Source organism: Massilia sp. HP4, from assembly GCF_005222695.1.
Lineage (GTDB): Bacteria > Pseudomonadota > Gammaproteobacteria > Burkholderiales > Burkholderiaceae_D > Telluria.
This window is the reverse complement of the sequence record NZ_STGG01000057.1, coordinates 1-23270: the sequence shown is the minus strand read 5'-3', so window position 1 is coordinate 23270 and position 23270 is coordinate 1. Positions and strand designations below refer to the sequence as shown.

24 protein-coding genes and 1 tRNA gene are annotated in these 23270 nt (G+C 63.8%); 13 read left to right on the top strand and 12 right to left on the bottom strand.

Annotated elements, in window-relative coordinates:
* Positions 1–53 precede the first annotated feature (53 nt).
* The gene (locus E8M83_RS20900) at positions 54–275 is read left to right on the top strand and encodes a hypothetical protein (protein WP_137175284.1); all 222 of its coding nucleotides are present in this window, start codon (positions 54–56) and stop codon (positions 273–275) included.
* A gap of 152 nt (positions 276–427) precedes the next feature.
* Here the strand turns inward: E8M83_RS20900 and E8M83_RS20895 are convergent, their stop codons facing one another.
* Positions 428–1000: a hypothetical protein gene (locus E8M83_RS20895; RefSeq protein WP_137175283.1), complete on the bottom strand. Its 573-nt coding sequence runs from the start codon at positions 998–1000 to the stop codon at positions 428–430.
* A 111-nt stretch (positions 1001–1111) separates the two neighbouring features.
* Between E8M83_RS20895 and E8M83_RS20890 the strand changes: the two genes are divergently transcribed.
* Complete coding sequence (locus E8M83_RS20890) at positions 1112–1471, top strand: winged helix-turn-helix domain-containing protein (RefSeq protein ID WP_137175282.1); 360 nt, start codon at positions 1112–1114, stop codon at positions 1469–1471.
* A gap of 489 nt (positions 1472–1960) precedes the next feature.
* On the opposite strand, the gene E8M83_RS20885 is transcribed toward E8M83_RS20890, so the two are convergent.
* Both E8M83_RS20885 and ispB read right to left on the bottom strand, forming a co-directional pair.
* A tRNA-Pro gene (locus E8M83_RS20885) sits at positions 1961–2037 on the bottom strand.
* A gap of 51 nt (positions 2038–2088) precedes the next feature.
* The gene (gene ispB, locus E8M83_RS20880; RefSeq protein ID WP_137175281.1) at positions 2089–3078 is read right to left on the bottom strand and encodes an octaprenyl diphosphate synthase; all 990 of its coding nucleotides are present in this window, start codon (positions 3076–3078) and stop codon (positions 2089–2091) included.
* Between the two features lie 283 nt (positions 3079–3361).
* Here ispB and rplU point away from each other — a divergent pair, with 283 nt between their 5' ends.
* The 5 genes from rplU to proB all read left to right on the top strand — a co-directional run bounded on the left by rplU (position 3362) and on the right by proB (position 6750).
* Complete coding sequence (gene rplU / locus E8M83_RS20875) at positions 3362–3673, top strand: 50S ribosomal protein L21 (RefSeq protein WP_137175280.1); 312 nt, start codon at positions 3362–3364, stop codon at positions 3671–3673.
* 42 nt (positions 3674–3715) lie between these two features.
* Positions 3716–3988 carry a 50S ribosomal protein L27 gene (gene rpmA, locus E8M83_RS20870; RefSeq protein WP_137175279.1) on the top strand — a complete coding sequence of 91 codons (273 nt, stop codon included), beginning with the start codon at positions 3716–3718 and terminating at the stop codon, positions 3986–3988.
* 106 nt (positions 3989–4094) lie between these two features.
* Positions 4095–5207, top strand: a complete 1113-nt coding sequence (gene cgtA / locus E8M83_RS20865; protein WP_137175278.1) for an Obg family GTPase CgtA — start codon at positions 4095–4097, stop codon at positions 5205–5207.
* Between the two features lie 2 nt (positions 5208–5209).
* Positions 5210–5635 carry a hypothetical protein gene (locus E8M83_RS20860; RefSeq protein WP_229491726.1) on the top strand — a complete coding sequence of 142 codons (426 nt, stop codon included), beginning with the start codon at positions 5210–5212 and terminating at the stop codon, positions 5633–5635.
* A complete protein-coding gene (gene proB, locus E8M83_RS20855; protein ID WP_137175277.1) occupies positions 5632–6750 on the top strand; it encodes a glutamate 5-kinase in 1119 nt (372 codons plus the stop codon). Before E8M83_RS20860 ends, proB begins: the two co-directional genes overlap by 4 nt.
* Positions 6751–6770: 20 nt before the next feature.
* On the opposite strand, the gene nth is transcribed toward proB, so the two are convergent.
* On the bottom strand, positions 6771–7466 hold the full coding sequence (nth, locus tag E8M83_RS20850) for an endonuclease III (RefSeq protein WP_137175276.1): 696 nt from the start codon (positions 7464–7466) through the stop codon (positions 6771–6773).
* A 6-nt stretch (positions 7467–7472) separates the two neighbouring features.
* The gene (rsxB, locus tag E8M83_RS20845; RefSeq protein ID WP_137175275.1) at positions 7473–8150 is read right to left on the bottom strand and encodes an electron transport complex subunit RsxB; all 678 of its coding nucleotides are present in this window, start codon (positions 8148–8150) and stop codon (positions 7473–7475) included.
* Positions 8151–8344: 194 nt separating this feature from the next.
* Here rsxB and E8M83_RS20840 point away from each other — a divergent pair, with 194 nt between their 5' ends.
* Complete coding sequence (locus E8M83_RS20840; RefSeq protein ID WP_137175274.1) at positions 8345–8683, top strand: RcnB family protein; 339 nt, start codon at positions 8345–8347, stop codon at positions 8681–8683.
* Positions 8684–8745: 62 nt separating this feature from the next.
* Here the strand turns inward: E8M83_RS20840 and E8M83_RS20835 are convergent, their stop codons facing one another.
* From E8M83_RS20835 to E8M83_RS20815, 5 genes are all read right to left on the bottom strand, one after another.
* Positions 8746–9981: a polyhydroxyalkanoate depolymerase gene (locus E8M83_RS20835; RefSeq protein ID WP_137175273.1), complete on the bottom strand. Its 1236-nt coding sequence runs from the start codon at positions 9979–9981 to the stop codon at positions 8746–8748.
* Positions 9982–10259: 278 nt separating this feature from the next.
* On the bottom strand, positions 10260–11357 hold the full coding sequence (locus E8M83_RS20830; RefSeq protein ID WP_229491725.1) for an NAD(P)/FAD-dependent oxidoreductase: 1098 nt from the start codon (positions 11355–11357) through the stop codon (positions 10260–10262).
* Between the two features lie 102 nt (positions 11358–11459).
* On the bottom strand, positions 11460–11783 hold the full coding sequence (gene fdxA / locus E8M83_RS20825) for a ferredoxin FdxA (RefSeq protein ID WP_137175272.1): 324 nt from the start codon (positions 11781–11783) through the stop codon (positions 11460–11462).
* Between the two features lie 245 nt (positions 11784–12028).
* Complete coding sequence (locus E8M83_RS20820) at positions 12029–12304, bottom strand: protealysin inhibitor emfourin (RefSeq protein ID WP_137175271.1); 276 nt, start codon at positions 12302–12304, stop codon at positions 12029–12031.
* Complete coding sequence (locus E8M83_RS20815) at positions 12301–13833, bottom strand: hypothetical protein (RefSeq protein ID WP_137175270.1); 1533 nt, start codon at positions 13831–13833, stop codon at positions 12301–12303. Before E8M83_RS20815 ends, E8M83_RS20820 begins: the two co-directional genes overlap by 4 nt.
* Positions 13834–14025: 192 nt before the next feature.
* On the opposite strand from E8M83_RS20815, the gene E8M83_RS20810 reads away from it, so the two are divergent.
* On the top strand, positions 14026–14310 hold the full coding sequence (locus tag E8M83_RS20810) for a polyhydroxyalkanoic acid system family protein (protein WP_137175269.1): 285 nt from the start codon (positions 14026–14028) through the stop codon (positions 14308–14310).
* A 147-nt stretch (positions 14311–14457) separates the two neighbouring features.
* Here E8M83_RS20810 and E8M83_RS20805 read toward each other — a convergent pair whose 3' ends face one another.
* Complete coding sequence (locus tag E8M83_RS20805) at positions 14458–14712, bottom strand: acyl-CoA-binding protein (RefSeq protein WP_137175268.1); 255 nt, start codon at positions 14710–14712, stop codon at positions 14458–14460.
* A 176-nt stretch (positions 14713–14888) separates the two neighbouring features.
* The gene (locus E8M83_RS20800) at positions 14889–15245 is read right to left on the bottom strand and encodes an FKBP-type peptidyl-prolyl cis-trans isomerase (RefSeq protein WP_137175267.1); all 357 of its coding nucleotides are present in this window, start codon (positions 15243–15245) and stop codon (positions 14889–14891) included.
* Positions 15246–15363: 118 nt separating this feature from the next.
* Here E8M83_RS20800 and E8M83_RS20795 point away from each other — a divergent pair, with 118 nt between their 5' ends.
* From E8M83_RS20795 to E8M83_RS20780, 4 genes are all read left to right on the top strand, one after another.
* On the top strand, positions 15364–16179 hold the full coding sequence (locus tag E8M83_RS20795; protein WP_137175266.1) for an EI24 domain-containing protein: 816 nt from the start codon (positions 15364–15366) through the stop codon (positions 16177–16179).
* Positions 16180–16554: 375 nt separating this feature from the next.
* Positions 16555–19902 (top strand): transglycosylase domain-containing protein, encoded by a 3348-nt coding sequence (locus tag E8M83_RS20790; RefSeq protein ID WP_137175265.1) that lies wholly within the window; start codon positions 16555–16557, stop codon positions 19900–19902.
* On the top strand, positions 19899–21317 hold the full coding sequence (locus E8M83_RS20785) for a TAXI family TRAP transporter solute-binding subunit (protein ID WP_229491771.1): 1419 nt from the start codon (positions 19899–19901) through the stop codon (positions 21315–21317). Before E8M83_RS20790 ends, E8M83_RS20785 begins: the two co-directional genes overlap by 4 nt.
* A gap of 45 nt (positions 21318–21362) precedes the next feature.
* Positions 21363–23270, top strand: a 1908-nt coding sequence (locus E8M83_RS20780; RefSeq protein WP_137175264.1) for a CocE/NonD family hydrolase, incomplete at its 3' end; no start/stop codon positions are given.

Sequence of the window (23270 nt, the reverse complement as noted above, 5' to 3'; positions counted from 1 at the left end):
CTGCTAACCGGCTCGAGGAGGAGCTTTCCAGACTAAATGGCAGGATGTATCGCATGGAGTCGCACCGCGAAATGGGATACGATATTCGTCACCAGGATCGACAAGAAATTTCGGTTCTCATGGTCCAGCGCACCCTGCCAATGCTTGAAGCTATCCGGCGTGCAGCGTATGACGGCGAGGGTGATTATTGCCTAGAGAAAATGCGTGGTGGGATTAAGCTTGCAACGCGGATTTTTGAGGCAAATATTGCGTACAGAAAAATTAATACTCCGTAGTAAAAGAATCGCGGTACATGGATCGTTCCGCGATCTGCTTCGAGGCAGCAGCGTAGAAATTTATACTTGCTCATCTCTGGCCAGTCTCAATCGCTTCGGCTACCGGCTGCTATTTGAAGGGGCATTATTTTCGATGAATCAGACCAGGCAGATCAGGAATCAGCAGCCTCACGACGCGGTTGATGAGTATGACGAGGAATTTGAGTAAGGACGAATTTCGCTATATACAGAACTATTATCGATCCACAGAAGTCGCCGATAACCATGACAAGAAAGCTTTCAGCCAAACGTGGCTTATTTTCATAAATTGCGAACCAAAGGTGATGAAGGAACGGGCTAGCCAGTGAGAATGTGGCCGCACATTGAAGCAGCCTCACTGGCGATAAATTGCTGAGAGTTGTGCTCAGCCCGAAGTATTTTTTCGCAGCCAGGTAGACTAAGTAAGGTGCAGCACTGGCAATAATTCCGCCGGCGAACGAGCGGACGGGGTCATTGGGGAAAAAATAGAAGAAGCAAACGCTCCACGAAACTAACAGCAATCCGATTGCTCCAGCTTCAGCAAACAAAAGCGTACAAAGTAGTCGAATACCAGCAGGCAAGTAGATCCAGTTGATACCTGCGGTTAACTCCAATTTGGTGAATAGTAATTCATTAATTGCCAGTGTGACAACAAACATGATTATGGTTGCTGTGACCATCAAGAGGTTCAGCCGCAGTTGGCTCATGGTCTGCCTTGAATTGATGTAGAATGTTTTAACTTTTGTAGCGAACTACATAAGGTTGAAGCAGCTTAACTTCTTTCTATAGATATTTGCAACTAGTCGTCCTGTTCTGGTATGAAAAAGACACGCCTCGCTGACATCTACTTGCGCTTTTTGCAACTTGCGGAGGCGCTGCGCGGCTTGCCATCCCTGCCGCCGTTGGACCCCTTGGAAGAACGTATACTCGCCCTCGTCGCCAAAGCGGGACAGGACGAGCAGCGTCTATCGGTCCGAGACATGATGGGGAAAAACGAGCTTGGCGCCCCCGCAACCATCCACACTCGCCTTAAATCCATGAGAGAGAAGGGGTGGATTATGCTTGCGGATACCGAGGATGCGCGGCGCAAACAGATAGAGCTGACTCAAGCTGCGCTTCTTTATTTCGACAAGTTGTCGAACTGCATGCTTAAAGCCACTGAAGGAGCGGAGCTCTAGTTGCGGCTTGAGTGTCTGATGGTACGTAAGCGGGTAAAGCGAAGCACGATTGAAGTGCTCATCTATGTCGCGAAAACCAAGCACAGCAGATGAGGAAGTGAACGGGATATCTCATTACTGCACACTGGCATGAGATACGGTTCGCCACCGACGGCGTCGAGGTGCGATCGGCGCTACCCGTAGCGAGTCTGGCGGCAACGCCAGGCACTGTCGCTAGTGTGTTGCTAACGGCAGGCGGGAAAGTTACGCCTGTTAGGTACGAACGCGGTCAATAAGACGGTTCGGGGCAGGAAGAGGACGCTGAGTACATTTGCTCACGTCTTTGATAGCGGTGATAGCAGTTCGGGCGGGTTGGCGGTTTATCGAGCGTTTGGCCAAGCTGGCGGACCCGATCCCCACCCTGAGTCGCGTCCTGCGCCGTGTGCTGAACACTTGGGCGTCGCGTCGCAGGGCGTGCGACCGTGATGCCCGGTCTGGCTTCATGAATACTGGTCGGGGTGAGAGGATTCGAACCTCCGGCCTCTACGTCCCGAACGTAGCGCTCTACCGGGCTAAGCTACACCCCGACGGTTCGGGATGTCAATACGGCCACCCCGTGACCGTAAATATAATTTCCCTTAATGGTTCCTGTCAACAGCGAAACGGCTGAGCTGGAGCAGGCTGTCCTTATAGACGCTGTCAGGCAAATCGGCGATCGCATTCGAGGCGCGGCGGGCTGCTTCTTCGGCCTGTTTGCGGGTGTAATCCAGTGCGCCGCTCGACGTCACCGCCGCCAGCACGGCGTCGAATTGCTGCTCGTCACCTTGTTCGATGCAGTTGCGCACCAGCTCGCGCTGCTGCGGCGTGCCGTGTTCCATCAGCCAGATCAGCGGCAGGGTAGGTTTGCCTTCGCGCAGGTCGTCGCCCAGGTTCTTGCCGATCTCGGCGGCGTCGCCCGCGTAGTCGAGCACGTCGTCGATCAGCTGGAAGGCGGTGCCCAGCGAGCGGCCGTATTCGCCGGCCGCGGCGATCTGCGCGTCGTTGGCGCCGGCCACCAGTGCGCCGAGCTCGGCCGCCGCTTCGAACAGCTTGGCGGTCTTGGAGCGGATCACCAGCAGGTAGGCCGCCTCGGTCACGTCCGGGTCGTGCATGTTCAGCAGTTGCAGCACTTCGCCTTCGGCAATCACGTTGGTGGCGTCGGACAGGATCTGCATCACGCGCATATTGTCCAGGCCGACCATCATCTGGAACGAGCGCGAGTACAGGAAGTCGCCCACCAGCACCGAGGCGGCATTGCCGAACAGGGCGTTGGCGGTCTGGCGGCCGCGGCGCATCGAGGATTCGTCGACCACGTCGTCGTGCAGCAGGGTCGCGGTGTGGATGAACTCGACCACGGCGGCCAGCTCATGGTGGGCCGTGCCGCGGTAGCCGTAGGCATTGGCCAGCAGCAGCACCAGTACCGGACGGATACGCTTGCCGCCGGCGCTGATGATGTACTCGGCGATCTGGTTCACCAGGGTGACGTCGGAATGCAGCCGCTGGCGGATCACCGTATTGACGGCCTCCATGTCAGGGGCGATCGATTGGACGATGGTGTTCTGTTGGGCGTGTTGAGTGGCGGCTGACAAGGCTGACCTGCGAAGACGTGGGTTAACTATAAGAGTGCCGCGATTATACGGTATGCAAGGGAACTCCGTGCTGCCGGCAGAGTAGCGCTCACGGGTGAGAGCGCTGCAAACGCCCGCGTGGCGTTGGCGTCCTGCCACGTACGCAAGAGATCATTGGTCGCTTTTGACGCACCACGGCAATTTATGTATAATCCCCTGTTCCCCGGCTTACAAATAGTCCAGCGCTCTTGCGCGAGGCTCTGTTGCTGGCGGATTCTTTTAACATTTGATGGGGTTTCAAATCATGTACGCGGTCATAAAAACCGGTGGCAAGCAATACAAAGTTGTCGCTGGTGAAAAACTTAAAGTAGAACAGATACCGGCAGACATTGGTTCCGAACTCACGATCGATCAGGTCCTCGCCGTCGGCGAAGGCGAAAGCATCAAGTTTGGTGCTCCACTGGTCGAAGGTGCAACGGTGCTGGTGAAAGTGGTTTCGCATGGTCGTCACGACAAGGTCCGTATCTTCAAGATGCGCCGTCGTAAGCACTACCAGAAGCGTCAGGGCCATCGCCAGAACTTCACCGAAATCCAGATCGTTACGATCAACGGCTAATCGCCGTTCCGGTTCCCAGCATAGTCATCAAGGAGTAAACAAATGGCACACAAAAAAGGCGGCGGTACTACCCGCAACGGCCGTGACTCAGAAAGCAAGCGCCTCGGCGTGAAAGTCTACGGCGGCCAGGCAATCAATGCCGGCGGCATCATCATCCGTCAACGTGGCACCCCAGTGCGCGCTGGCAGCAACGTCGGCACGGGCAAGGATCACACCCTGTTCGCGCTGGTCGACGGTACCGTCAAGTTCGTCAAGCAAGGCGTGGGCTCGAAGCAATTCGTGACCGTCGTTGCCAACGAAGCAGTCGCAGCGTAATAACGCATCTGCGCCGCACCAGCGGCGCTTCTTTGCAAGGCGCAAGCCTTCCATCGAAAGGCTCTGCCCACGGTAGGGCCTTTTTAGTTTTTTAGCGGTCACAATCATGAAGTTTATTGACGAAGCAAGAATTGAAGTCATCGCTGGCGACGGCGGCAACGGGTGCGCCTCGTTCCGTCGCGAGAAGTTCCGCCCATTCGGCGGTCCGGACGGCGGCGACGGCGGCAAGGGCAGCTCGATCTACGTGGTTGCCGACCGCAATGTGAATACCCTGGTCGACTTCCGTTACTCGAAAGTCCACACCGGCAAGCATGGCGAACCGGGCCGCGGCTCGGATTGCTACGGCAAGGGCGCCGAAGACATCACGATCCGCATGCCGGTCGGCACGCTGATCATCGACGACCTCAACGGCGAGATCATTGCCGACCTGACCGAACACGGCCAGAGTGAACTGCTGGCCAAGGGCGGCGAGGGCGGTTGGGGCAATATCCATTTTAAAACCTCGACCAATCGTGCTCCGCGCCAGAAGACCGAGGGCAAGGAAGGCGAACGCCGTACCCTGCGCCTCGAGCTGAAGGTGCTGGCCGACGTGGGCCTGTTGGGCATGCCGAACGCCGGCAAGTCGACCTTCATCACGGCCGTGTCGAACGCCAAGCCGAAGATCGCCGACTACCCGTTTACTACCCTGCACCCGAACCTGGGCGTGGTGCGCGTGTCGCACGAGAAGAGCTTCGTCATTGCCGACATTCCCGGCCTGATCGAAGGCGCCTCCGAAGGCGCCGGCCTTGGCCACCAGTTCCTGCGCCACCTGGCGCGTACCGGCCTCTTGCTGCACATTGTCGACCTGTCGTCGTTCGACGAAAAAGTCGATCCGGTCAAGGAAGCCAAGGCGCTGATCAAGGAACTTGAAAAGTACGACGAAGAGTTGCTCAACAAGCCGCGCTGGCTGGTGCTGAACAAGCTCGACGTGCTCGACGACGCCGAGCGCAAGAAGCGCGTCAAGGACGTCATCAAGCGCCTCGCCTGGAAAGGCCCCGTGTTCGAGATTTCGGCCCTGAACCGCGAAGGCTGCCAGGACCTGATCAACGCGATCTACCTGCACCTCGAAGAAAAGCGCCATTCCGAGCAGCGCGCCGAAGAAACCTCGATGACCGAGGAAGCGCGCGGCATTTCGTCGATCGATCCTGACGATCCACGCTTCAAGATCATCGAAGACTGAACTTGAGCGCAAGCGCTGCACCGACCGCGATGTGGACCCGCGCCTGGCTGCGCGGCCAGCTGCTGCAGCTGGTCGCGACCGCCAGTTCGCTGGCCGCACTCGCGGCCATGCTCGATCCCGACCTGATTGCGTCGGCGATGGGCCTGTTTCTCGTTGGCGTGAACGGCTACAGCCAGTTCTACGCCATCTACGTCGGCATCCGCCTCGCTACCGCGGGGTTGGCGCTGTTGGCGGCCAGGCAGGGCGACCAGCCCATCCTTGGCGACCTTACTGCCCTGTTCCTCCTGGCCCAGCCGGCCGGCCGCCTCGTCGCGGCATTCGCGATCGGCTTGCCCACGGGGGTATTATTAGTCGTCTGCGCGGTTGAACTGCTGGCAGGACTTGCCCTGCTCGCATTGCGACCGCGGGGTAAATTCCTGTCGCCATGAACTCAGCACTCCAACAAGCCTCCCGCATCATCGTCAAGGTCGGCTCCTCCCTCGTCACCGACGAGGGGCGGGGCCTGGACCATACCGCCATCGCCCGCTGGGCTTTCCAGATCGCCGCGCTGCGTGCGCTCGGCAAGGACGTGGTCCTGGTCAGCTCGGGCGCCATCGCCGAGGGCATGCTGCGTCTCGGTTTCACGAAACGGCCGACCGATATCCACGAGCTGCAGGCTTGCGCCGCCTGCGGCCAGATGGGCCTGGCGCAAATCTATGAAACCAGCTTTTCCGCGCACGGCGTCAAGACCGCCCAGGTACTGCTGACGCATGCCGACCTGGCCGACCGCGAGCGCTACCTGAACGCGCGCTCGACCCTCACCACCTTGCTGCGCCTGGACGTGGTCCCGATCATCAACGAGAACGATACCGTCGTCACCGACGAGATCAAGTTCGGCGACAACGACACGCTCGGCGCCCTGGTCGCCAACCTGATCGAGGCCGATGCGCTGGTGATCCTGACCGACCAGCCGGGCCTGTATTCGGCCGACCCGCGCAAGGACCCGAACGCCCAGCTGATCGAGCAGGCCCAGGCCGGCGACGTCGCCCTGGAGGCGATGGCCGGCGGCGCCGGCAGCAGCATCGGGCGCGGCGGCATGCTGACCAAGGTGCTGGCCGCCAAGCGCGCGGCGCGTTCCGGCGCCCACACCGTGATCGCCTGGGGCCGCGAGCCGGACGTGCTCACCCGCCTGGCCGGCGGCGAATCGATCGGCACGCAATTGCTGGCTGCGACCGGCCGCCTGACGGCGCGCCGCCAGTGGATGGTCGACCACCTGCACACCACGGGCGAAGTCGTGATCGACGCCGGCGCGGTCGCCAAGCTGACCAGGGAGGGCAAGTCGCTGCTGCCGATCGGCGTGCTGGCCGTGAACGGCGAGTTCGGGCGCGGCCAGGTGATCACCTGCGTCGACGAGGCCGGCAAGCCGCTGGCGCGCGGGCTGACCAACTATGCCAGCAGCGAGGTGCGGCGCATCATGCGCCATTCGTCGACCGAGATCGAACGCATCCTGGGCTTTGTCGAGGGGCCGGAGCTGGTCCATCGCGACAATATGGTGTTGCTGTAGGGTGAGTGCTCGCTAGCTGCCTAGCTCGCGGCGGAGGCGGCAGCAGCTGCTGCCTGCACCGCCGGATCGAGCACGCCGGCCGGCGCCGGCGTCTTGTCCTTGAATTCGCACAGGTCGGCGATCAGGCAGTTCCAGCATTTCGGTTTGCGCGCCACGCAGGTATAGCGGCCGTGCAGGATGAGCCAGTGGTGGGCGTCGTGCAAGAAATCCTTCGGCACGAACTTCAACAGTTTTTGTTCGACGATGTCGACGTTCTTGCCCGGCGCGACCTTGGTTCGGTTCGAAACGCGGAAGATATGGGTGTCGACCGCCATGGTCGGTTCCCCAAAGGCGGTATTGAGCACCACGTTCGCGGTCTTGCGGCCGACGCCGGGCAGTGCTTCCAGCGCCTCGCGCACGGGCGGCACTTCGCCGCCATGCTGCTCGACCAGGATCTGGCAGGTCGCCATCACGTTCTTCGCCTTGGTGTTGTACAGGCCGATGGTCGAGATGTATGACTTCAGTTCATCCAGGCCCAGGTCGAGGATGGCTTGCGGCGTGTTCGCCACCGGGAACAGGCGGCGCATGGCCTTGTTGACGCCGACGTCGGTCGATTGCGCCGACAATAGCACCGCGATCAGGAGTTCGAACGGGGTCGAAAATTCGAGTTCGGTGGTCGGCTTGGGATTGGCGGCGCGAAAGCGGGTGAAGATTTCCAGGCGTTTGGCGGGGTTCATGGTCGTTCAGTTCTGGTCCGGGTTGCCGGCCGCCTTCAGGCGCGCGCGTTCCATGGCGGCGGCGATGATGGCGCGCTTGCGCTCCTTCTCGGCCAGTTCTTCCGGCGTATTCGTCACTTCGGCGGTCACCGCGCGCATCTTTTCCACGGCCTTGGCGGCCAGGCGGGCATCGTTTTCCTCGCGCTCGCGCTGCAGGCGCGCAGTGCGAAAATCGTGGCGCTCGCGCGCGGCGTCGGCGTCCTGCTGCGACCAGGCGTCCCAGCCGGTGCGTTCGCCCGTGACGGGCACCATCGCGATGCAGTCGACCGGGCAGGGCGCCACGCACAGGTCGCAGCCGGTGCACAGGCTCGGCAGGATCGTGTGCATCTGCTTGGCCGCGCCCATGATTGCATCGACCGGGCAGGCCTGGATACACAGGGTGCAGCCGATACACAGCGATTCGTCGATGAAGGCGACCGGACGTGGGCGCTCGAGGCCGTTGGCCGGATTGATCGGAATGACGGTGCGGCCGGTCGCCGTGGCCAGGCGGCGCACGCCTTCCATGCCGCCCGGCGGGCACTGGTTGATCTCGGCCTCGCCGCGCGCCATGGCCTCGGCATAGGGGCGGCAGGCGGGATAGCCGCACTTGGTGCACTGGGTCTGCGGCAGCAGGTCTTCGAGCTGGTCGGCGAGGGGTCTGGTCACGGCGGGAGGTTCTGCTGGAGGCGCAATCTGGTCAAGCCGACATTATCCGCCAAAACCGGGCCGGAGGCGATCAGCCCGGCCTTTTGACGAACTCGGCCTTGCTCAGCCATTCTTTTTCCTACGTGGGCGAGCGAACAGACAATCCGTCGCGTCCCTGCTGTACTATTGCCTCACGCTGACCCCGGGGATTGGACATGAACGAGTTGATCGCGCCCTTGCTGTTTGCCGCCATCTTTTCGGCAGGGGACGGCTTGCAGCAGTCGGGCGCCGGCAAGACCGACGCCAATGCGCGTAATGGGCAGGCCGCGCAAGTGCATCCGGCGCGCTACCGGAGCGTGGAAGCAGATGGAGAATTGCGGCGCGGCGAGCGTTTGCCGGCGCGCTACCAGGCGCACCAGCACGTGGTCGAGGATTGGCGCGCGCTGCGCCTGTCCAAGCCCCCGCGCGGGCACCAGTGGGTCGATGCGGGTGAAAGTTATGCGCTGGTGGCGATTGCGACCGGGCGCGTGGCGCAGGTGGTGATGGGGCGCTGATACCGGCGCCGACAACAAAAAACCGTGGCGTATGGCCACGGTTTTTGTTTTCCAGCGTTCGCCTACGCGTTCGCGCGAATGAACTCGGTGATCTTCGGACACACGATCTCGCGCCAGCGGCGGCCCGAGAAGATGCCGTAGTGGCCAGCCTTCTCGACCACGAACTCCTGCTTCTTGTCCTTCGGGATGCCGGTGCACAGGGTCAGCGCGGCGCTGGTCTGGCCCAGGCCCGAGATGTCGTCCAGCTCGCCTTCGACGGTGAGCAGGGCGACCGATTCGATGTCTTGCGGGCGTACCAGCTGGCCGCCGACCTTCCAGGTGCCCTTCGGCAGGCTGTAGTCCTGGAACACGGTCTTGATGGTGTCCAGATAGTATTCGGCCGGCATGTCCAGCACGGCGTTGTACTCGTCGTAGAACTTGCGGTGCGCTTCGGCCGAATCGTCGTCGCCGCGCACCAGGTGCTGGTAGAACTCGCGGTGGCTCTGGGCGTGGCGGCCCGGGTTCATGGCGATGAAGCCGGCGTGCTGCAGGAAGCCCGGATAGACCTTGCGGCCAAAGCCCGGGTAATTGCCCGGCACCGCGTAGATCACGGTGTTCTCGAACCAGGAATACGGCTTCTCGATGGCCAGGTCATTGACCGCGGTCGGCGACTTGCGCGGGTCGATCGGGCCGCCCATCATGGTCATCGTCTTCGGCTGCTTGGCATCCTTGTTGCTCGCCATCAGGGCGATCGCGGCCAGCACCGGCACCGTTGGCTGGCAGACCGAGATCACGTGCACTTCCGGGCCCAGGTGGCGGATGAAGTCCTGCACGTAGAACACATAGTCGTCCAGGTGGAACGCGCCATCGGCCAGCGGCACCATGCGCGCGTCGACCCAGTCGGTGATGTAGACGTCGTGCTCGACCAGCAGGGCCTTGACCGTGTCGCGCAGCAGGGTCGCGTGGTGGCCGGACAACGGCGCCACCACCAGCACCGTCGGCTGGGCGAGGGCGGCGTAGGCGGCATCGCCCATGTCTTTCTTGAAATGCAGCAGCTGGCAGAAGGGCTTGTCGACGACGATGCGTTCGACGATGCCGATCTCTTCACCATTGATGGTGGTGGTTTTCAGGCCGAAGGCCGGTTTTTCGTATTCCTTGCCGAGGCGGTACATCAGCTCGTAGCCGGCGGCGATACGTTGGGAAAATGGGGTGTGCGCAAATGGCGACACGGGATTGGAGAACAATTTTGACGACGCATCGGCCCACTGCATCAGCGGGGTCAGGAAGGAGCGTTGCATCTCGTGCAGTTGATAAAGCATAAATGATTCCTTCGTATTGACACTGCGCTAATATCAGCCGCGCATAAGCTTCATCCGATTATAGGGGATTTGGGTTGGCCGGTGGAAACAAGGCCTCTGGCTATCTCCAATGCATGGAGCACTTGTAGCATATTTGCCGGTGTGCGCTCCGTTGGGCGCCCCACATAAAGCGAAACGCCCCGCAGGGCGGGGCGTTTCAGGAGACTGTGTCGCCGCTTAGTTACTGAACACTTTACGGAACACTTTACTGAACACTTATTGAACGCGGCGATGGGCTCTTAGTCGAACACCGGGGTTTCGACGCCCAGGATCTTGTGCAGTTTCGGCGAGGTCGTCGTGTACTGCATGTGGATCTTCTTGTCCGGGAAGATGTAAGGCGCGGCGCCGAAGGCGGCCAGCGCGGCTTCGTGGAAGCCCGACAGGATCAGCTTCTTCTTGCCCGGGTAGGTGTTGATGTCGCCCACGGCAAAGATGCCCGGGACATTGGTCTCGAACTTCTCGGTGTCCACGACCTTGAGCTGCTTGCGCTCGATATCCAGGCCCCATTCGGCGATCGGACCCAGTTTCGGCGACAGGCCGAAGAACACCAGCAGCATGTCCAGCGGCACGCGGCGGGTGACGCCATCGGCGCCGGTGACTTTCACCTCGGAGAGCTGGCCGTCTTTTTCGTCGAAGCCGGTTACCTGGCCGGTGATCAGCTGCATCTCGTACTCGTCGCACAGGGCTTTCATCTTGGCGACCGAGGCGGGCGCGGCGCGGAAGTCATCGCGGCGGTGCACCAGCACGACCGATTCGGCCTTGCCGACGAAGTTCAGGGCCCAGTCCAGCGCGGAGTCGCCGCCGCCGCAGATGACGATGTTCTTGCCCTCGAAGCGTGCTGGATCCTTGACACGGTAGAACAGCTGCTCGTTCTCGAACTTGTCGATGCCGTCGACCTTGATCGTGCGTGCCTGGAACGAACCGACGCCGGCCGCGATGAAGATGGTCTTGGTGATGAACTGGGTGCCGGTCGAGGTCTCGACGTTGAAGCGGTTGTCTTCGCGGCGCTGGACGGTCGTCACCTCCTGGCCCAGGTGGAAGGTCGGCTCGAACGGCTCGATCTGCTTGAGCAGGTTGTCGGTCAGTTCCTGGCCGGTGCACACCGGGACGGCAGGGATGTCATAGATCGGTTTATCTGGATACAGTTCCACGCACTGGCCGCCGACGGCCGGCAGCGAATCGATGACGTGGGCCTTGATTTCGAGCAGGCCGAGTTCGAAGACCTGGAACAGGCCGACGGGACCGGCGCCGATGATCACGGCGTCCGCTTCGATGGCGCCGGCGAAGGAACTGTTGGGAGCGATGCTGCCCGCTTCGTGGGTGGCACTGATAGTCATGCGCTTACTTCCTGTGATTTTGAATTGGTGAGGCGATGGCAGCCAGCACTGCCATGCAGAACGACCCCGGGCCGGCGCCGAACGGGCGGCGCAGCGGCAGGTTTAGCGGGCCAGTTGGTCGAGTTTGTCCTTGACGTCTTTCCACTCTTCCGCGTCTGGCAGGGCCGGCTTCGTCTTGGTGATCGAAGGCCAGAAGCGTGACAGGTCGGCATTGATCTTGATGAACTGCTGTTGGTCGCCAGGCACGTCTTCTTCGGCAAAGATCGCGTTCACCGGGCACTCGGCGACGCAGACGGCGCAGTCGATGCACTCGTCAGGATCGATGGCGAGGAAATTCGGGCCTTCCCGGAAACAATCTACCGGGCATACATCGACGCAGTCGGTGTAACGACAGCGGATGCACGATTCGGTGACAACGTGGGTCATAACAGTCCTATCAATTGGTGGGATGTCGCGTCGCCGGGCGCTGAACAAAACAATAGGCCGGCCGGACAGAGCAAAGCACTGTATTTTAGGGCAATTCGGCTTTTCTCACAAATTCGCCTATATACACAATCTACATAAGCAAATGAACGAGAAAAGCGCACGAGCGTGCGGTTTGGCGGGCTGTCAAGTGCCCATCGGGGATGGCCGGGCGGCCTGATGCTGTCGGAAAAGTGCTCCGCGACGCATCATCCGGTCTCCCGCAATCGGTCGAGCAGATGCTGCCACTCGCCGCCGCTGCCGTCTTCGCGCAGGAAGACGGTATGGCAGCGTGGGCCGTCTTCGACTGTGATTTCCCAGCGCGGCAGGTCGGCGCCGATCGCGCAGCTTGGGGCGGCGCCGAAGAAGTCGAGGCGCCGCAGGAGCGTTTCGAGGGCCGGTCCTTCGGCCAGGCTGGACGTATCCAGTTCGTAGGATTGGGCCAGCCCGGCGAAGCCGCCGCAGGCGCGCGCGCTGATCTTCATGCCATCATCGATGTGTTGGAATCCAGGCCGGCCGGCAAGTCGGACGCCGGCTGGCCCGGCAGGTCCGGCAGCGCCGGCCCGCCCGGCAGCGCCGGCCCGTGGCGGCCGTGCTCCGCGCACCAGCGCGCCAGCAGGCGTGCTTCGCCGGCCAGCACCCGCTCGGCGCAGTCGTACTCGGCCAGCTGCATGGTGCCACAGCAGGCGCGCCGGTCTTGCCGGGCGCCGGGAGGATCGCAGACCTTCGCCGCCAGCGGCAGGCAGGGGACGAAGGCGGCCGTGGTGTCGGCGCCGCCATGGCCGGCCTCGACGACCTCGCGCCGGCTGAACTGGACGCGGATGGCGTCGGCATAGGCGGCCGGCTTGCCGTCGCTCGTCACCAGCTGCAGCATGGCGTTGACCACGTCGGCATAGGTGGCGGCGGCGTCGGGCGCGGCGATCAGGGCGCGCATCAGCACGCCGCCCAGGTAGCCGGCCACCCGGTGCAGCACGGCGGCGTCGTCTTCGCGGTCGGGGTCGCGCTCATGGGTGAACAGGTCGGCCAGCACATCGTAGACGCCGCCCGTGAACACCTGCGAGATGGCGTGCACCTGGGTGCCGGCCTCGCCCAGTTTGATGTCGTTGTCGGCATTGCGCAGGCCGGTGCTGTTGCCGAGCGCCAGCCCGAACTGCTCGGCGATGTCGGTCAGGAAGGATTTGTCGTGCAGGTCGGCCTTGGTCTGGGCGATCACGGCTTCGCACTGGTCGAGCTGCGACAAGGCCAGGAAGATCGCGGTAAGGTCGCCAAAGGCTTCGTGCAGGCCGCCGGTCTGGGGCGGGGCGTCGGCCTGCAGCCAGCGCGGCTTGATGCCGTCGAGCACGGCGTGCGCGGTCTCGTGCGACACGATGTCGAACGAGCGGCAGGTAAATACCCGGCCGGCGGCGCCATTGGGGATGAAGTCGCCGAACTTGAGGCAGGCCTGGCTGCGGCTGTAGAAGGCGTTCATGATGTTCGGCAGCCCGTGCGGGAAGACCAGCAGCGGCCGGGTATCGCTACTGCTGTTCCATTGCCAGGGCAGGGGCATCGCGCTGCCTGCGGCGGCCAGCGCGCGCTGGTACATGGTGAGTGTCTGGCGCACCACGACGAAGGTGTGGACGGCGTCGAATTGCGGCGTGTCGGGCTGGGTGACGAAGTCGCCGAAGGCGTTCGGTTCGACCGCGGCGATGCCCGGCTCGCCCGGGGCGATGCGGGCGTCGCGCGGGCCGGCCAGCACCACGCCGGGCAGGAAAGCCTTGCGGGTGCCGATTTCACCCACCGAAGGATCTTGCTTCCAGATGAGGGCGCGGGCGCCGAAGGCATGTGGCGTCGGTTCGGCCGCCGGCGGCGCGGCGGGACCGGGCATCTCAGGCTCTTCGAGCAGGCGGGCGGCGCGCTGCTGCTGGCGGTAGGGCGCGCTCGGGGTGGGGACGAAGCGCACCGGGGGCTGCGCGGCCTGCGGCGCCTCGGCGTCGTTCGGCAACAGGCGGTTCGCTGGTACGACGGGGGTTTCCATGGCGACTCCTCGCGTTATGACGGGCTTGCTTCTTTATCCTCGCGCTCCCTGCCGGGCGCGCTTTGATGCCCATCAATTGAGATCGCGTGCGATTCCTCAAAACTCCCCCTGTAGTAGCGAGCTCTGGCATAGCTTGGCCGCAACTGGCATCATGGCGGATTGTTCGCAATCGATTCAGGAAGGATCAGCCAGATGTCAGAGATCAGCATCGTCCAGCAGCACAACCTGAGCCCGGACGCGGCGCGCACCGCAGCCGAGCAAGTGGCGCAACGTATCGCGGCCGAATACGGGCTGGAATGCAGGTGGGACGGCGATGTGCTGCGCTTCGAGCGCAGTGGGGTGGAGGGGATGTTGACCCTGGAAGACCAGCGCGCCGCGATGCGCATCCGGCTGGGCTTCTTCATGGGCGCGTTCGCGCCGGTCATCGAGGCCAAGGTCGCGGAAAAGATGCGCAAGACCTTCGCCGCCGCGGCGTAGGGTCGGCGGCTATGCCGCCGACGCGGTGATTGTTATCGGTTCCGTTTCCGCGCCGGATGAACTCGCCGCCAACGATCACCGCGTCGGCGGGAAACCCGCCAACCCTACCGGCGTGAACCAGGATAAGCGATCATTCGCGGTAATCGATCAACCCTTGAGTTCTTCGATCAGGTCGATGTACTGCTGCTGGGCTTGTTCTTGCGAAGTGCCCTGGAGGCCGGCCCAGGCGTCGAACTTGGCGCGCGCCACGAAATCGGTCATGCCCGGACGCTCGCCGGTCGCGTCGCCGCTCGAACCCTGCTTGAACAGCGCGTAAATCTTCAGCAAGGTCATGTTGTCGGGACGCTCCGACAGATTCTTCGAATCGATCTGGGCCTGGTTGAACTGTTCCTGCAAGCTCATGGAAACTCCTGTGATGGTTGATTGCGGTATTGTCGCTTGGACAATGCGGCATGCATCTTAGCGCAGGAGGGATACGGCCACGGGAAATCCGGCCGCACTTTAGAAGAGAAGCTCGAATACCGCCGTCAAGACGGTAGAACCATGCGCCGCCGCAGGACGGCGCACGGCAAACACGCTTATACGTCCAGCAGGTCGACGTCGAAGATCAGGGTCGCGTTCGGCGGGATCACGCCACCGGCGCCGCGTGCGCCGTAGCCGAGGCTGGCAGGGATGGTCAGGCGGCGCGAACCGCCGACCTTCATGCCCTGCACGCCTTCGTCCCAGCCGCGGATCACGTGGCCGGCGCCGAGCGCGAACTCGAACGGGTCGTTGCGGTCCTTGCTCGAATCGAACTTGGCGCCCAGGCTGCCGTCGTCGTTGCGCAGCCAGCCGGTGTAGTGCACGGTGACGTGCTGGCCGGCCTTGGCCTCGGCGCCTTCGCCGGTGACGAGCTCTTCGTATTGCAGGCCGGATTCGGTGGTGATGGTGGACATGGTCTTCCTTGTTGTTCAGATTGAACGATGATTGTAGTCGATGGGTCCATCGGGTGTCATCCCGTAGAATGGCGGCATCGATGCCCATCCCGCCTTGCCATCAGGAGAAGAATAACCCATGAACAGTGTATTGACCGCTTGCCGACGCGCCCTGCGCGCGCAGTTCAGCGGCCGCATGCTGCTGCTGTCGCTGGCGCCGTTGCTCCTGGCGATCGCCTTGTGGAGCGTCGGCATGTGGTTGGGCCTGCAGCCGCTGCTGGACTGGCTGCACGGCATGTTCGCCGAGTATGGCGGTTTCGAGACCAGCGGCAGCATGCTGGAAATGGTCGGCCTGGGCATGCTCAAGGTCATGGTCGTGCCGCTGTTGGCGATCGTGCTGTTGTTGCCCCTCAAGATCGGCTCGGCCCTGTTGTTCGTCGGCGTGGTGGCGATGCCGGCCATCGAGGCCTATGTCGGCAAGCGCCACTTTCCGCAACTCGAGAAGCACGAGGGCGGCTCCTTCTTCGGCAGCGTGGCGATCAACGTGGGCAGCGTCGCCGTGTTCGCCCTGCTGTGGCTGTTCACCCTGCCTTTGTATGCGGTGCCGCCGCTGGCGTGGCTGGTGCAGGCCAGCCTGTGGGCCTGGGTCACCTCGCGCGTGATGAGCTACGATGCGCTGGCCGCCCACGCCAGCCAGGCCGAGCGCATGGTCTTGCTGCGCCGGCGCCGTCCGGCCCTGCTCGCGATCGGTTTCACCACCGGCCTGGCCGGGGCGCTGCCCGGCATCGTCTGGATGGGCGGCGCCGTGCTGTCGATCGTGCTGTTCCCATTGCTGGCCCTGGTGTCGCTGTGGTTGTACGTGATGATCTTCCTGTTCGCCGGGCTCTGGTTCCAGTACTACTGCCTGCAAGCCCTTGAAGAGTTGCGCGCGGAGCCGGTGACGCAGGCCGCCTGAGGTTATCGAGAAATTCGGCCTTTGGATATAGATCAAAGGTCGGCTGTGCACCAACGGCGTTTCCCGTGCGTTAAGGATTGATGGCTAGAACAATAGTCGTAGACAGAATTGCACACGGTAATGTCACTCAGCCAAGACCTCGTTGTTTTTTTGCGAAAATATTCCAAGCGCAGCAAATTTGTTAAACGGCGTCTCGCGTGGGACGTATTGATGTGGTGGAATATTGCCTACGAACGGTGCGATCTGGAGTGGGATTGCACCGCCAGCGTGCGAACTAACAAAGACCACGATCACTCGAACGGACCAGCAGCACCACGGATGGCGAGCAGGTTGGCGGGGATTGCAAGCTTTTTGATTCAGACCGGTTAAGCCATCATGGAAAGTATTCGCCGTCTCGGACGGCCAAGTAATGTGTCCGGCAAGCGTGCCGCCAACAAGCGCAGCGAGCCGACCTTCGGCGAAGCTGACGCAAGCTCGGCCGTGGATTCGGCTGCGCCTGCCGCGGCTGCGCCAGCCAATGCCGCTGCCGCGGCGGGCGCCCCTGCGCTCGCGGCCGGCGGCAACGACGTCCCGCTGTACGAAGCCTTCCCGCACCTGGCGGGCCATGGCGGCATCCCGGGCGGCCCGCAAGGCGAGCCCGGCGACGACGAGCCGGCGCCGCGCAAGCGCCGCTGGAAGCTGTGGCTGGTGCTCGCCCTGTTGTTGCTGGTTGCGCTGCTGGCGGCCTGGGCCGTGCTCGAGACGCGCACCTCTCGCCTGCAGGCCAAGATCTTCGCCGACATGGCCAGCGAGCTTACCTATCGCATGGAAAACGGCCCCAGCAATGCGATCCGCTTCCCGGCCGCCAGCCCCTACGATACCCGGCTCGGCTACGCCGGCCTGCCGCAGTACCTCGAGCGGCTGCAGACGCGCGACTATGCGATAGCAAGCCAGGCCCGCATCTCGCCGCAAATGGTCAAGATGGCCGACCTCGGCCTGTACGCCACGTATCACGAGAAAACCAAGGTCGGCCTCGAGATCCTCGATTGCCGCTCGCAGCCGATCTATACCTCGCGCTTCCCCGAGCGCTATTACGACAAGTTCGACGCCGCGCCGCCGCTGCTGGTGCAAAGCCTGCTGTTCATCGAAAACCGCGAACTGCTCGACGCCAGCCATCCGCGCCGCAATCCGGCGGTCGAATGGGACCGTTTCTCGAAGGCCGTGTTCGACAAGACCCTGTCCAGCATCGGCCTCGGCGGAGGCGGCCGGGTGGCCGGCGGCAGCACGCTGGCGACCCAGATCGAAAAATACCGCCACTCGCCCGAAGGCCGCACCAGCTCGACCACCGACAAGATCATCCAGATGGCCTCGGCCACCCTGCGTGCCTACCAGGACGGTGAAGACACCACCGGTTCGCGGCGCCAGGTCGTGCTCGACTACCTGAACACGGTGCCGCTGTCGGCCAAGTCCGGCTATGGCGAGGTGAACGGCATCGGCGACGGCCTGTGGGTCTGGTACGGGCGCGATTTCAATACGGTGACCCAGATGCTCAAGGGCCCGATGACGAGCCGCGACGCCGTGCTGGCGTACAAGGAGGCGCTGTCCCTGATGATCGCCCAGCGCCGCCCGGCGTACTACCTGGGCGCCGGCGAGCCCGATCTCGAAGTGCTGACCGACAGCCACCTGCGCGTGCTGGCGCAAGCCGGCGTGATCTCGCCGCAGCTGCGCGACGCCGCCCTGGCCGTGAAACTGCAGCCGGCGCTGCATAGCGGCGTGGCGCCGCCGCCGGCCGATGCGTTCGTGTCGCGCAAGGCGGCCAATGCGGTGCGCAACCACCTGGGCTACCTGATCGGCGACACGCGCCTGTACAACGTCGACCGCCTCGACCTGTCGGTGGTCTCGACCCTGGACGGCAATGCCCAGCAGGCGGTGACGGCGGCCCTGCGCCAGCTGTCCGACGCCGAACACGCCAAGGCGGCCGGCCTGACCGGCAAGGGCCTGCTCGGCAACGGCGACCCGGCCCAGGTGGTGTACAGCTTCACCCTGATGGAGCGCGGCGAGCACGTCAACTACCTGCGGGTCCAGACCGACAACTACGACCAGCCGCTCGACATCAACGAAGGCGCCAAGCTCGACCTCGGCTCCACCGCCAAGCTGCGCACCCTGGTGACCTATCTCGATATCGTCGACCAGCTGCACAAGCGGTTCGAGCCGTTGGACAAGATCGGCCTGCACGGCGTCGAAGTCGATCCGAAGGACCGCATGTCGCAATGGGCGCTGGAATACTTCCAGACCCTGCCGGACGGCGCCGACCGCGGCCTGAAAGCCATGCTCGACGCCGCCATGGCGCGCCGCTATTCGGCCAATCCGGGCGAGCGCTTCATGACCGGCGGCGGCCTGCACACCTTCGGCAACTTCAGCCGGCTCGACAACGACAAGATCATGGACGTGCACCAGGCGCTGCGCCAGTCCACCAACCTGGTATTCGTGCGCATGATGCGCGACGTGGTGCGCTATTACATGTTCCAGCTGCCGGGCTCCTCGGCCCAGCTGCTGGCCGACGCCAACGATCCGCGCCGCGCCGCCTACCTGGCGCGCTTCGCCGACAACGAGGGCAAGGATTTCCTGGCCAAGTTCTGGAACAAGTACAAGGGCAAGACGCCGAAGGAGATCGAAGCCTTGCTGTTCTCCGGCGTGCGTCCGCTGGCCTCGAAGCTGGCCGCGGCCCACCGCACGGTGGCCCCGAACGCGACCCTGGAACACTTCGGCGCCTTCATCAACGCCACCTTGCCGTCGGCCAACGAGGTCGATCCCGAACGCATCCCCAAGATGTACGAGATGTACGACCCGCGCAATATGTCGCTGGCCGACCGCGGCTACGTGGCCTCGGTCCATCCGCTCGAGCTGTGGCTGGTGAGCTACCTGCGCACGCATCCAAAAGCCACCTGGTCCGAAGTGACCGCGGCCAGCGTCAAGGAACGCCAGGAAGTCTACCAATGGCTGTTCAAGACCAGCCGCAAGAATGCCCAGGACAAGCGCATCGCCGGCCTGCTCGAGGTCGAGGCCTTCCTCAAGATCCACGCCCAATGGAAGAAGATGGGCTATCCCTTCGATTCGCTGGTGCCGTCGTTCGCGACCACGCTGGGCGCCTCGGCCGACCGGCCGGCCTCGCTGGCCGAACTGATGGGCATCATCGTCAATGGCGGCGTGCGCAAGCCCATCGAGCGCATCGATTCGCTGCACTTCGCCAAGGACACGCCGTACGAAACCCTGGTCAAGCGCAACAAGGGCGGCGGCAAGGAGCAGGTGCTGGCGCCCGAAGTCGCGCGCACCGTGGCCGACGCCATCCAGGGCGTGGTCTCGGACGGCACCGCCAAGCGCGTCAAGACCGCCTTCGTGCAGGCCGACGGCAGCGTGATCGCGCTGGGCGGCAAGACCGGCACCGGCGACCAGCGCTTCGACGTGTATGCGCGCGGCGGCCGCCTGATCGAATCGCGCTACGTGAACCGTTCCGCCACCTTCGTCTTCAATATCGGCGAGCGCTTCTACGGCAGCATGACGGCCTATGTGCACGGGCCGCAGTCCGAGCACTACGACTTCACCAGCGCGTTGCCGGTGCAGCTCCTGGTGACCCTGGCGCCGAGCCTGATGCCGATGATCGAGCCGGTGCCTCCGGCGCCGGCGCCGGCGCCGGGCGCAACACCTGCGGCAGTGGCGGCGGCCCAGCGCCAGTGCGTGCGTTGAAGCCGGCGGACGAAGGACGCGGTAGCGCGCCGGGCAAGGGCTTGCGCGCGCGCCTGCAGAATTTTTCGATCGTCTCGCTGCGCGACCTGGTCGTGGCTTCCGGGCCGACCATCCTGCTGGTCGGCGCGGCCCTGCTGCTGGCCTATTGGTGGGTCGATCCGGCGCCGCCGCGCAGCCTGCGCCTGGCCACCGGCCAGGAGAATTCCGCCTACGAGACCTTCGGCAAGCAGTACGCCAGCCTGCTGGCGCGCGACGACATCAAGGTGACCTTGCAGCCGACCCTGGGCTCCCGCGACAATCTGCAGCGCCTGCTGGCGGGCGAGGCCGACGTCGCTTTCGTGCAGAGTGGGTCGACCGACGGCGACACCATGAATGCGGAAGAAGGCGAGGCCGCCGAGCGCCAGGAACTGGTCTCGCTGGGCAGCCTGTTCACCGAACCGGTCTGGCTGTTCCTGCGCGAAGAAGCGAAGGTCACGAAACTCACCGACCTGCGTGGCAAGCGCATCAACCTGGGTCCGGAAGGCACCGGCGTGCCGCGCCTGCTGCGCCAGGTGCTCGACGCCAACGGCATCGAACCGAAAGACTTGCGAATCGGCGACCTGGCCAACACGCCGGCCACGGTGGAACTGCTGGCCGGCCGCATCGACGGCCTGGTGTTCTCGTCGGCGCCAGAAGCGCCGCTGATCCAGATGCTGCTGCAGACTCCCGGCATCCGGCTGTTCGACTTTGCCCAGGCCGAGGCCTATACGCGGCGCCTGCCTTTCCTGACCCACGTGGTGCTGCCGCGCGGGATCGTCGACCTGGGCCGCAATATCCCGGCCCAGGACTACCACCTGATCGCGCCGACCGCGACCCTCGTGGCGCGCGAGGAAATCCACCCGGCCCTGGTCGGCCTGCTGGTCAAGTCGGCCACGCAAATCCATGGCGGCGCCGGCTGGTTCCAGCAACAGGGGCAGTTCCCGTCGCCGAAGTACACCGAGATCCCGGTGGCGCAAGAGGCGGCGCGTTACTACCGCGACGGCCCGCCCTTCATGCAGCGCTATCTGAGCTTCTGGCTGGCCAACCTGGCCGAGCGCCTGTGGGTCGTGGTGGTGGCGCTGACCGCCTTGCTCATTCCCTTGTCGAAGATCGTGCCGCCGATCTACGTGTGGCGCGTGCGTTCGCGCGTGTATCGCTGGTATGGCGAACTGCGCGCGATCGAGCAGGCGCTGGAAGATGCGGGCATCGATCCGGGCGACGCGGTGCGCAAGGACTTGCTGCGCCGCCTGGACGGGCTCGAGGACCGGGTCAACCACATCTCGGTGCCGCTCGCGTATGCCGATGAACTGTACCGGCTGCGCAGTCATATCCACCTGGTGCGCGAGCGGATACGCGGGGTGCAGGAAGAGAGCGCAGCGGCGGTCAGCGGCCCCTGATTGCGATTACACTGGCGGCCCCAGTGTTTTCATCCGAAGGAAGTCATGATTCGCCGTCCGCTGCCCGCACTCATTCTTGGTCTCTTGCTCGCCGGCGTCGCGCCGGCCTTTGCTGCCGGCATGCAGGCCGCGCCTGACAGCGCCCCGGCCAAGCGCGCGACGCGCGAAGCCTATACCAAGTACGAGTACCGGATCCCGATGCGCGACGGCACGCGCCTGTTCACCGCGGTCTACGTGCCGAAGGATACGAAGCAATCGTATCCCTTCCTGATGCAGCGCACGCCGTACAGCGCCGGCGTGCGCGCCGAAGGGCAGCTGCGCTATGGCGTGGACTGGATGCCCGAGTCGCTCGGCCCCTCGCGCGAGTTCGAGGAAGCCGGCTACATCTTCGTGGTGCAGGATGTGCGCGGCCGCCATATGTCCGAGGGCGTGTGGCAGGAGATGACGCCGCACGCCAAGGCCAGGAAAGAGAAAGGCGAGGGCGTCGAGGCCGAGGACATGCACGACACAGTGGCCTGGCTCTTGAAGAACGTCCCGAACCATAATGGCAAGGTCGGCATCTGGGGCATCAGCTATCCGGGCTTCTACGCCGCCGCCAGCGTGATCGATTCGCATCCGGCGATCAAGGCCGCCTCGCCGCAGGCGCCGATCGCCGACCTGTACCTGGGCGACGATTCCTACCACGGCGGCGCCTTCAAGCTGGCCGCCAACTTCGACTTCTACTCCTCGTTCGTGGCGGCGCCGAACCCATCGCCCAAGTCGGCGTCGGGCGGCGGCTTCGACTACGACGAGGCCGATGGCTACGATTTCTTCCTCAAGCACCTGACCCTGGGCGCGATCGCGGGCACGATGAGCGAGCGCCAGCGCGAACTGTTCATGCCGAACATCGAGCACGACACCTATGACGCATTCTGGCAGTCGCGCGCCATCGGCCCGCACATGAAGAACGTCAAGGCAGCGGTGCTGACCGTGGGTGGCTGGTTCGACGCCGAGGATTTCCAGGGGCCGTTCACCATCCACGATGCGCTCAAGCGTCACAGTCCGGCCGCGCAGAACAAGCTGGTGGTCGGCCCCTGGGTGCACGGCGGCTGGATGCGCGGCGACGGCGCGCGCCTCGGCCACGTGCGCTTCGATGCCAACACCAGCGACTACTTCCGGCGCCATATCCAGTTCCCGTTCTTCGAGCAGCACCTGAAGGGCGTCAAGCCGCAGCAGGCGCTGGCGCCGGCGACCATGTTCGAGACCGGCACCAATGTCTGGCGCAGCTACGACGCCTGGCCGCCGAAGCCGGCCAGGGCGCGCACCCTGTACTTCGGCGCCAACGGCAGCCTGGCCTGGCAAGCGCCGGCGGCGAGCGGCGCCGGCTACGACGAATACGTGGCCGACCCCAGGCGCCCGGTGCCGTATATCGGCTATCCGGCGCAGGGCGTGCCGCGCGAATTCATGGTGTCCGACCAGCGCTTCGCCGCCACCCGCCCGGACGTGCTGGTGTACCAGAGCGAGGTACTGGAAGAAGACGTGACGGTTGCCGGTCCCGTGCAGCCGAAGCTGTTCGTGTCGACTACCGGCACCGATGCCGACTGGGTCGTGAAACTGATCGATGTGTATCCGGCCGACTATCCGACGCCGGCCGCGCCGCGCACGGGCAACGACGTCGGCCCGCCGGCGCTGAAGCTGGGCGGCTTCCAGCAGCTGGTACGCGGCAATCCATTGCGCGGCAAGTTCCGCAACAGCTACGAGAAACCGGAGCCTTTCGTGCCGGGCAAGGTGGAGGCGCTCAGCTTCGAGCTGGGCCAGGTGAGCCACACCTTCCGCCGCGGCCACCGCATCATGGTGCAGGTGCAGAGCTCGTGGTTCCCGCTGATCGATTTGAATCCGCAGACTTTCATGCGCATTCCCGAGGCGAAGCCGGAAGACTTCAAGAAGGCGACCCAGCGCGTGTATCGCGCGCCG

Excerpts from the sequence above, each read along its gene's own strand:
- E8M83_RS20900 (WP_137175284.1), top strand. The coding sequence starts at position 54 with ATGGAGTCGCACCGCGAAATGGGATACGATATTCGTCACCAGGATCGA.
- E8M83_RS20895 (WP_137175283.1), bottom strand. The coding sequence starts at position 1,000 with ATGAGCCAACTGCGGCTGAACCTCTTGATGGTCACAGCAACCATAATC.
- E8M83_RS20890 (WP_137175282.1), top strand. The coding sequence starts at position 1,112 with ATGAAAAAGACACGCCTCGCTGACATCTACTTGCGCTTTTTGCAACTT.
- rplU (WP_137175280.1), top strand. The coding sequence starts at position 3,362 with ATGTACGCGGTCATAAAAACCGGTGGCAAGCAATACAAAGTTGTCGCT.
- rpmA (WP_137175279.1), top strand. The coding sequence starts at position 3,716 with ATGGCACACAAAAAAGGCGGCGGTACTACCCGCAACGGCCGTGACTCA.
- cgtA (WP_137175278.1), top strand. The coding sequence starts at position 4,095 with ATGAAGTTTATTGACGAAGCAAGAATTGAAGTCATCGCTGGCGACGGC.
- proB (WP_137175277.1), top strand. The coding sequence starts at position 5,632 with ATGAACTCAGCACTCCAACAAGCCTCCCGCATCATCGTCAAGGTCGGC.
- nth (WP_137175276.1), bottom strand. The coding sequence starts at position 7,466 with ATGAACCCCGCCAAACGCCTGGAAATCTTCACCCGCTTTCGCGCCGCC.
- E8M83_RS20840 (WP_137175274.1), top strand. The coding sequence starts at position 8,345 with ATGAACGAGTTGATCGCGCCCTTGCTGTTTGCCGCCATCTTTTCGGCA.
- E8M83_RS20835 (WP_137175273.1), bottom strand. The coding sequence starts at position 9,981 with ATGCTTTATCAACTGCACGAGATGCAACGCTCCTTCCTGACCCCGCTG.
- E8M83_RS20830 (WP_229491725.1), bottom strand. The coding sequence starts at position 11,357 with ATGACTATCAGTGCCACCCACGAAGCGGGCAGCATCGCTCCCAACAGT.
- fdxA (WP_137175272.1), bottom strand. The coding sequence starts at position 11,783 with ATGACCCACGTTGTCACCGAATCGTGCATCCGCTGTCGTTACACCGAC.
- E8M83_RS20820 (WP_137175271.1), bottom strand. The coding sequence starts at position 12,304 with ATGAAGATCAGCGCGCGCGCCTGCGGCGGCTTCGCCGGGCTGGCCCAA.
- E8M83_RS20815 (WP_137175270.1), bottom strand. The coding sequence starts at position 13,833 with ATGGAAACCCCCGTCGTACCAGCGAACCGCCTGTTGCCGAACGACGCC.
- E8M83_RS20810 (WP_137175269.1), top strand. The coding sequence starts at position 14,026 with ATGTCAGAGATCAGCATCGTCCAGCAGCACAACCTGAGCCCGGACGCG.
- E8M83_RS20805 (WP_137175268.1), bottom strand. The coding sequence starts at position 14,712 with ATGAGCTTGCAGGAACAGTTCAACCAGGCCCAGATCGATTCGAAGAAT.
- E8M83_RS20800 (WP_137175267.1), bottom strand. The coding sequence starts at position 15,245 with ATGTCCACCATCACCACCGAATCCGGCCTGCAATACGAAGAGCTCGTC.
- E8M83_RS20795 (WP_137175266.1), top strand. The coding sequence starts at position 15,364 with ATGAACAGTGTATTGACCGCTTGCCGACGCGCCCTGCGCGCGCAGTTC.
- E8M83_RS20790 (WP_137175265.1), top strand. The coding sequence starts at position 16,555 with ATGGAAAGTATTCGCCGTCTCGGACGGCCAAGTAATGTGTCCGGCAAG.